Annotated in this window: 6 protein-coding genes and 1 pseudogene; 3 read left to right on the forward strand and 4 right to left on the reverse strand. The window is 62.8% G+C overall.

Annotation, left to right across the window (positions count from 1 at the left end; all coding sequences use genetic code 11):
* Positions 1-35: 35 nt before the first annotated feature.
* From VKR55_RS32955 to VKR55_RS32965, 3 genes are all read right to left on the reverse strand, one after another.
* Positions 36-1,250, reverse strand: a complete 1,215-nt coding sequence (locus VKR55_RS32955; protein ID WP_324409586.1) for a mandelate racemase/muconate lactonizing enzyme family protein — start codon at positions 1,248-1,250, stop codon at positions 36-38.
* Positions 1,251-1,374: 124 nt separating this feature from the next.
* On the reverse strand, positions 1,375-1,968 hold the full coding sequence (locus VKR55_RS32960; RefSeq protein WP_324409587.1) for a DUF4189 domain-containing protein: 594 nt from the start codon (positions 1,966-1,968) through the stop codon (positions 1,375-1,377).
* Between the two features lie 129 nt (positions 1,969-2,097).
* The gene (locus VKR55_RS32965; protein ID WP_324409588.1) at positions 2,098-2,862 is read right to left on the reverse strand and encodes a transporter; all 765 of its coding nucleotides are present in this window, start codon (positions 2,860-2,862) and stop codon (positions 2,098-2,100) included.
* 447 nt (positions 2,863-3,309) lie between these two features.
* Between VKR55_RS32965 and VKR55_RS32970 the strand changes: the two are divergent.
* Both VKR55_RS32970 and VKR55_RS32975 read left to right on the forward strand, forming a co-directional pair.
* Positions 3,310-4,521, forward strand: a pseudogene (locus VKR55_RS32970) (DUF1800 domain-containing protein); the annotation flags it as partial.
* A 186-nt stretch (positions 4,522-4,707) separates the two neighbouring features.
* Positions 4,708-5,901 (forward strand): DUF1501 domain-containing protein, encoded by a 1,194-nt coding sequence (locus tag VKR55_RS32975; RefSeq protein WP_324409592.1) that lies wholly within the window; start codon positions 4,708-4,710, stop codon positions 5,899-5,901.
* A gap of 275 nt (positions 5,902-6,176) precedes the next feature.
* On the opposite strand, the gene VKR55_RS32980 is transcribed toward VKR55_RS32975, so the two are convergent.
* Positions 6,177-6,308 carry a hypothetical protein gene (locus VKR55_RS32980; RefSeq protein ID WP_324409589.1) on the reverse strand — a complete coding sequence of 44 codons (132 nt, stop codon included), beginning with the start codon at positions 6,306-6,308 and terminating at the stop codon, positions 6,177-6,179.
* 133 nt (positions 6,309-6,441) lie between these two features.
* Here VKR55_RS32980 and VKR55_RS32985 point away from each other — a divergent pair, with 133 nt between their 5' ends.
* The gene (locus VKR55_RS32985) at positions 6,442-8,388 is read left to right on the forward strand and encodes a potassium transporter Kup (protein ID WP_324409590.1); all 1,947 of its coding nucleotides are present in this window, start codon (positions 6,442-6,444) and stop codon (positions 8,386-8,388) included.
* Positions 8,389-8,550 lie beyond the last annotated feature (162 nt).

Consider the following 8,550-nt stretch of genomic DNA (forward strand, 5'->3'; position numbering starts at 1 on the left):
CTGCCCGCGCAGCCCGTCGCGCGTTCGATGTGCGGTCAGACCTTGCGGCCATAGTTCAGCAGGCCACCGGTGGTCTTCGGCGGATGCGCGCGCAGCGCATCTTCATTGGGTTCGGTGCCCCAGCCGGGCCGGTCCGGCAGGACGATGTGGCCGTCCACGATCTCGGGCACGTGGGTGAAAAGCTCGTGATCCCAGTCGAGGCGATCGATATCGATCTCCATGATGCGCAGGTTCGGCACCGCGGCGCTGAAATGAGCGTTCATCATCGAGCAGAGATGGCCGTAGAAATTATGCGGCGCGACGTTGACCTCATGCGCTTCCGCTGCGGCAGCGATCTTCATCGATTGCCATACGCCGTTCCAGGGCGTGTCGATGATCGCGACATCCATCGCCTGCTCGCGGAAATAAGGCTCGAACTCGCGCAGCCCCAAAAGCGTCTCGCAGGAGGAGATCGGGTGCGGGCTTTGGCGGCGGATCAGGCCCAAGGCTTCCGGATTGTAGCTGTCGATCTCGATCCAGAACATGTCGAGGTCCCTGATCGCGCGCAGGATCTTCAGATAGCCATCGGTCTTGGCGTTGAAGTTGAGGTCGAGCAGGATATCGACGTCGCCGCCGGCACCGTCGCGGATGGCTTCCAGATGCATGCAGAGGTCGCGCAGCACCTTGCGCTCGACGTTGATCTCCGGCTGGAACGGAGAACCGAAGCCGGGCCGCCAGCCGGTGGGCTTGCCGCGGTCATAGGTGAAGATGTTGGTTTTCAGCGCGGTGAATTTCTTCTCGCGCACCTCACGGCCGATCGCCTGGACGCCGTCGAGGCTTTCGATCGGCGGCTTGTACCAGGAGGGATGGTTGATGCGCCAGGTCGCGCAATGCGACCAGTAGACGCGAACGCGGTCGCGGATCTTGCCGCCGAGCAAATCGTAACAGGGAACGCCGAGCAGTTTCGCCTTGGCATCGAGCAGGGCGTTCTCGATCGCGCCCATCGCCTGCGCCACCACGCCGCCGGCGGCCGGCCGCGTCGCGGCATAAAGCTCGGCATAGATCCGCTCATGCTGGAACGCGTTCTGTCCGATCACCCGCGTCGACAGGCGCTGGATGGCAGCGCCGACGCCGGGCGAGCCAAAGCCTTCGTCATATTCGCTCCAGCCGACGACGCCGTCCTCGGTTGTGATCTTGACGAAGTGATAGTTTCTCCAGCCTGCGTCGCAGGCGAGGATTTCGACGGACTTTACCTTTGACCCCTTCGTCATGATGCTTCCTCTGCTTTTTGCCGATTATGCCGGGGCTTCCTCGACCGATCCATCCAGGTCTGGGGCATGGCCACCATGTGCAGCGGCCTGCTGGACAGGTCTGCAAAGTGCATGAACGAATGTGTTAGCGCCCGTCGGCGCACGCCGCGGTGCGGGGCTGGCAATGGCCTTGCGCGCGCTCATCGGAATTGCAGCGGTTCATCGCCGCGCCTTGCGCCTCCGGATAGGTCATGCCGCCCGCGGTGAAGGAGAGATTCCAGCGCCGCCGCCGATAGGCGCCGATGAAGGTTGCAAGCGCCACGCATTCCTGCCCGGAAAAGCTCACGACCTCGCAGCCGCCGCGGCCGAAGCGAGCGCATTGCTTCAACACTCTGGCCTCTGCCTCGGGCTGTGAAGGCATCTTCCAGTCCGAGGAATAGGAGCCATCCGCGGTGAAGGCGATCGCGCCCCAATAGATTTCGGACGACGAGTTCGACCGGTCCGGGGCAGCGGGACTCGTGTCGGGCATCTGCTTGGGCGAGCTCGAAGGCGATTTCGACGATGGCGCGTTGGGCGAATAGGGCGTCGGCGCCACCGCGTCAGGTAGCTTCTCGAAGCCGCCGCCTTGTGCAACGACAAGCGGCTCGCCGGCCAAGACCTCGGGCAAGGCCAGGCTCGCTGCCAGCAAAACCGCAATCGCCCGGCTGGCCGACATCGCAATCGAACGAACGATCTGCATCCCCCATTTCCCTGCAGACGTTGATCCCGGGCGAATGTCCCAAGAATCCCGGCTGCAAACAAGAGCGACGGGAGGTTTCGCGGTAGGATTTTCGACGAAGGGCTTACGGGATGATCGCGGCGGCGCAAGCTATCGCGTCGCTTCCCCGAACAGGCCGTCGACCCGGAAGGAATAGCCGACGCCGACGACATAGTCCGGCGCGTTATGGTTGAGCCCGAACGCGATGTGGAAGTCCACCTGCTGGGTCCGGTTGATGTGATAGATCGCGCCCGAATTCCAGAGCTGGCTTGGGCTCCCGCCTTGCGGATAATCGCCGACATATTCGGTGAACAGGCTGAGCGGCTCGGTCAGCTTCTTCTCCAGCACGAAGGTCGCTTCCGTGATGCTCCGGGTCGTCACATCGTAGGGACGGGAGAATTCGGTGAACATGCCGCTCACGCCCCAACCATCATGCAATTGCCAGGACCAGGGAAATTGCAGATAGGGTTGCGGCCCGCGGCCGGCGATCTCGAGGGCCCCTGTCGGCAGCGCCACGCCGAACACGACCGACAGGTCGACCTTGCCCGGCACTGGGCTGATCTGCCACTTCACGGCGGGGGCGACATCCGTAAAACCGCGACTGGCCGGGCCCTGCAGGGGCGCGACGTAGGTTGGAAGGTCGACCAGGATTTCGAGGCATGGCGCAATCCCGAGCCGCCATCGGCTATTGGTGCCGTCGATGGTGCGGCCGTCGTCGCGCATGCTGAAATTGGCGCCGTTTTCATTCTGAAGGCTGCCGGTGGGAATGACGATGCTGGAATTGGTGACGTCCGGCCGGTCGGTGTCCACCTCGTCTTTTGCGGTCGGGCAACTCTCCGCACGGGCCTCGATCGTCCCGAAAATGACGAGGGCCAACGGCAGGACGATTCTGAGACTTCGTTGGCGCACGGCGATTTGATCAATGTAAAGCAATAAATGCCCAACCCTGCGTTGAGAACTGCCGTAAAGGCGATTCTTGTTCAGGATCAGGGCAACGCCGTATTTATTCCATAGGCCGCAATGCCGGGGAACCAGCCTCCGCCATGATTTCCATACTTTTCATTCAGAGGCTGTTCAGACGTTCGCCGCCAAACTGATTCGCGTAAGTCGAAGGCCTCGCGGTCCTCGATTACGGGACGCATAAACACAATGATTTCCGCAGGCCGTTCAACACTCCGTAGCCGGCGCCTCACTGGCTTTTTCCTGGGTTGTGCAGCGACAATCTTGGCCATCGGCAACGCGAAGGCCGGCGATTTCAATCCGCATGATCTGGCGCTGCTGGACCGGCTCACCTGGGGCGTGAACACGTCGAGTGCCGAACACATGCGCAGCGTGGGCGTCGAGCGCTGGCTTGAGGAGCAATTGCATCCGCCGGCCGCAGGCGCGCTGCCGGGCGCCGTCAAGGCGCAGATCGAGGCCATGCCCGACGTGCACAAATTTCCCTTCGACATCGCGGTCGCCTTCGAGGCGCAGGCGAAAAGCGCCAATCAGGTCGTCGATCCCGATCAGAAGAAAGCCGCCCAGCAGGTCTATCAGGGCGCGATGAACGAGCGCGCCAGGCAGGCCGCGGCACGGACGATCCTGCGCGCGCTCTATGTACCCGACCAGTTGCGCGAGCGCATGACCTGGTTCTGGTTCAATCATTTCAACGTCCATCAGTACAAGGGCAACATCCGCATCCTTGTCGGCGACTATGAGGATCACGCCATCCGCGCGCATGCGCTCGGCAAATTCCGCGACCTGCTTTCGGCGACGCTGCGGCATCCCGCGATGCTGCGCTATCTCGACAATGCCGACAACGCGGCCGGCCACATCAACGAGAACTACGCGCGCGAGATCATGGAATTGCACACCATGGGCGTAGGCTCGGGCTACACCCAGGCCGACGTCGAGGCGCTGGCGAAAATCCTGACCGGCGTCGGAATCGACTTGAGGCCCGAAGACCCGAAGATCAAGCCCGAGTTGCAATCACAGCTCTTTCGCGACGGCGCCTTCGAGTTCAATCCGATGCGCCATGACTACAGCGACAAGGTCTTTCTGGGCCACACCATCAAGGGTCGGGGACTGGCCGAGGTCGACGAGGCGCTCGACTTGCTCGTCCATCATCCGGCGACCGCGACGCATCTGTCGCGCCAGATCGCGATCTATTTCGTCTCCGACAATCCGCCCGAGACGCTGGTGCAGAAGATGGCGCAGACCTTCAAGACCTCGGATGGCGATATTGCGACGGTGCTGTCGACCATGATCCACGCGCCGGAATTTGCGGCTTCGCTGAAACCCGGCTCGCGCTTCAAGGACCCGGCGGAATATGTGCTGTCGGCGGTGCGGCTCGCCTATGACGACAAGGTCGTCCTCAACACCCTGCCGATCCAGAGTTGGCTCAACCGGATGGGCGAGGGGTTGTTCAACCACGAAACGCCGGACGGCTATTCGATGGCGTCGGCCTCCTGGAATGGGCCGGGCCAGATGATGGTGCGGTTCGAGATCGCGCGGGCGATCGGTTCGGGCTCCGGCCGGCCTGTTCAAGCCGAATGCGCCGAACGCGACCGACCAGCCGGCATTTCCGCTGATCGAGAACGCGCTCTACTTCGACGGACTGAAACAGACGCTTGGACCAACGACGCTCGCAGCGCTCGACAAGGCGGTCTCGCCGCAGGACTGGAACACGCTGTTCCAGTCGTCGCCGGAATTCATGCACTGAACCTGGAAGAGGATCGCATCATGAACCGTCGTGATTTGATCAAGGCCTTCGCCGCAATGGCTCCGCTCACCGTGGCCGGCCGCGTCTGGGCGGCGCCGTCGACCGACGCGCGGCTTCTGGTGGTCTTCCTGCGCGGCGCCTATGACGCCGCCAACGTGCTGGTGCCGGTGTCCTCCGATTTCTATTACCATTCGCGGCCGACGCTCGGCATCGCCAGGCCCGACGTCGGAAATCCCAATGCGGCGCTGTCGCTCACGAGCGAATGGGGGCTGCACCCGGCGCTGCGCGACAGCGTCTTTCCATTGTGGGGAAAGCGCGAGATCGCCTTCGTTCCCTTTGCCGGCACCAGCGATGACCTGACCCGCAGCCATTTCGAGACGCAGGATACGATCGAGCTCGGGCAATCGGCGGGCCGCGCGCGCGACTATCGTTCGGGCTTCATGAGCCGCCTTGCAGGCGAATTGACCCGCGTGAAGCCGATCGCGTTCACGGATCAGTTGCCGCTGATCTTCCGCGGCAAGACGCAGATTCCCAACAACAGCATCAACAATGTCGGCAAGCCCGGCGTCGACGACCGTCAGGCGCAGCTCATCCGGCAGATGTATGCGCAGAGCAATCTCGCCGCTTCCGTCTCGGAGGGGTTTCAGGTACGCGACGATGTCTATCGCTCGATCTCGCAGGAGATGATGGCGGCCAACCGCGGCGCGGTCTCGCCGCGGGGCTTCGAACTGTCGGCGCGGCGCATCGGCCGCCTGATGCGCGAGCAGTTCAACCTCGGCTTCGTCGATGTCGGCGGCTGGGATACCCACGTCAATCAGGGCGCGGCCAACGGCTATCTCGCTGATCGGCTCGGCGAGCTCGGCCGCGCCCTGGCAGGCTTTTCGGAAGAGGTCGGGCCGGCGGCCTGGCGCGATACGGTCGTGGTCGTGATCTCCGAATTCGGCCGCACCTTCCGCGAGAACGGCGATCGCGGCACCGATCATGGCCACGGCAGCGTCTATTGGGTGCTGGGCGGCGGCATCAACGGCGGCCGCATCCTGGGCCAGCAGATCAAAGTCGAGCAGGCGACCCTGTTCCAGAACCGCGATTATCCCGTTCTGACCGATTACCGCGCGATGTTCGCCGGCCTCTTCGCGCGCATGTACGGGCTCGACGCACCGGCCTTGCAGCGTATTTTTGCGGGCGTGCATCCGGCGGAACTGGGCCTTGTCTAGGCAAAACAGTGGCAAACCCGGGGCGGCCACGATGGTTTCCCGGGTTCGTCCAGAAAATGCACCGAAGGCTGACGTTTTTGGCCGCAATCCAAAACGACCTTTGGTTGCATGAAAACTATAGCGGTCATTTCGATGCTGGCGCTGCTCACCATTACGGGAGCGATCTATACCGATCAGCTTTTCACAAGCGATGAGGTGGCCGCTCAACGGGCGAACTGAGCGGGCTTCTCGAAATCGCGTCATCTTTGGGGGACGATAGCGATGCTTTCCGTTGATCAATTCCTGCGACTGATATGCGTACCGGCCGTCGTTTTTGCGTTCATGGTGGCGTCGCAGATTTCGGCCGCGGTCAATCCGCCGCCGGCCACCGCGACGGCCAGCGAGTAACGCGTCCTTACGCGACCCATCAATCGATCCTGTCATTCTGCCGGCTCGTGCGCCGTCACGCGGTTATCCCACGATGCACGCCGTTGCCGCTGCTGGCCGTCGTTGTCTGTCGTGCGGCTGTCGCAGTCACAACGGATAGTCTATACGACAGCAATGAGCGATCCGACACCAGATGCCGCCGGCGAAGCGCGTGGGCTCGACGGCACGATTGATGACGCTGCGTCTGCGACCGGCACAGCAAGGCAACCTCCACAGGGCAGCCTGGCATTCCTCGGATTGTCGGCGCTCGGGATCGTGTTCGGCGATATCGGCACCAGCCCGCTCTACACATTCAAGACGATCCTGGGGATGTCGGACAAATCTCCGGACGCGGCCGTTGTGCTGGGCGCATTGTCGCTGGTGTTATGGACGCTCTTTATCATCACAACCGTCAAATATGTCCTGTTCGCGATGCGCGTGGACAATGACGGGGAGGGCGGCATCCTGGCGCTGATGGCGCTGCTCGGCGTGAAGAAGCAGCACCGGCCGACCATCGTCGCCGTCGGCTTGTTCGGCGCAGCGCTGATCTATGGCGACGGAGCGATCACGCCGGCGATCTCGGTGCTGTCGGCGCTCGAGGGCGTGGACATGGCGACTACGGCGCTGCATCCGTACATCGTTCCGGCTGCAGTGGTGATCCTGCTTGTGCTGTTTGCGATCCAGTCGCGGGGAACGGCATCGATTGGACAGTTTTTCGGGCCGGTGATGCTGGTCTGGTTCGCCGCCATGGCGGTGCTGGGACTTATCGGCATCGTCCAGCACCCGAGCGTGTTCGCGGCGCTCAATCCGGTTTACGGCCTGTCCTATCTGTTCTCCAATGGCGTGACCGGCTTCCTGGTGCTCGGCGCTGTGTTTCTCTGCGTCACCGGCGCGGAGGCGCTCTACGCCGACATGGGACATTTCGGCGCCGGTCCGATCAAGCTCGCCTGGTTTGCGATCGTCTTTCCGAGCCTGATTCTGAACTACGTCGGCCAGGCCGCGCTGGTGCTGGAGGGCGCGCCCACCGACGGCAACATCTTCTATCGGCTGTGTCCGAATGCGCTGCTGTTGCCGCTGATCGTGCTGGCGACTGTCGCCACCATCATCGCCAGCCAGTCGATCATCACCGGCGCCTTCTCAATGACGCGGCAGGCGATCCAGCTCGGCTGGCTGCCGCGGCTTCAGATCACGCAGACTTCGTCGGAAGGCTACGGCCAGATCTATGTCGGCGTGGTCAATTGGCTGCTCATGCTCGTCACGCTCGGGCTCACGGTCGGTTTCGGCAAGTCCGACAATCTCGCTTCCGCCTACGGAATCGCGGTGTCGCTGACGATGCTGATGACGTCCGCGCTGCTGTTCATCGCAATGCGCGAGGTATGGGGTTGGAGTCTGATCGCGGCGGGCAGCGTCGCGGCCTGCTTCCTGATCATCGACAGCGCATTCTTCCTCGCCAACCTCACCAAGGTCGCCGAAGGCGGTTACGTGCCGCTGCTGCTCGCCACGTCCGTCTACGGCATCATGTGGATCTGGCATCGCGGCGCCGCTGCCGTTTCCAGCCGGCTGCATGAGACACTGATCCCGGTTCCGGATTTCCTTGCCCGCGTTGCTGAGAAAAGCGTACCGCGGGTGCCCGGCACGGCGGTGTTCCTGACCCGCACGGAACGCGACACGCCGCCCGTCATGATGTGGCATGTCAAGCATAACCGGGCGCTGCACGAGCATCTGTTCGTGCTTCGCGTCAATATCCTGTCGGTGCCGTGGGTGGCGGCAGGGAAGCGGATTTCCTTCGAGGAGGTCGCGCCCAATTTCTGGCGCGCCGAAGCGCGCTTCGGTTTTATGGAGCGGCCGAATATTCCCGAGGTCCTCCTGACCAGCAAGGCGCTGGGCTGCGGCATCGACATCAACGACGTCACCTACTATGTCGGCCACGAAACCGTGATCCACCGCGAGGAAGGAGACGGGCTACCGGCCTGGCAGGAGCGGATCTTCGCCGTGATGGAGCGCAACGCCATTCATGTGAGCGACTTCTTCAGCCTTCCGACGGATCAGGTGGTTGAGATCGGGCGGCAGGTGGCGATCTAGGACGGGCTCCCTGACGGCGCACGTAGGGCGGATTAGTCTTACTGCGTCATGGGCGTCTACGTCTGTTCGATGCTGCGCGGGCGCCGCAGCACGGACATTGCGGCAAGGTTTTGATGAGGGCTTTGATCAGGCGGGCGCGCATGGTTGCGATCGAGCTCGGGA

It is taken from the genome of Bradyrhizobium sp. (assembly GCF_035309285.1).
GTDB lineage: Bacteria > Pseudomonadota > Alphaproteobacteria > Rhizobiales > Xanthobacteraceae > Bradyrhizobium.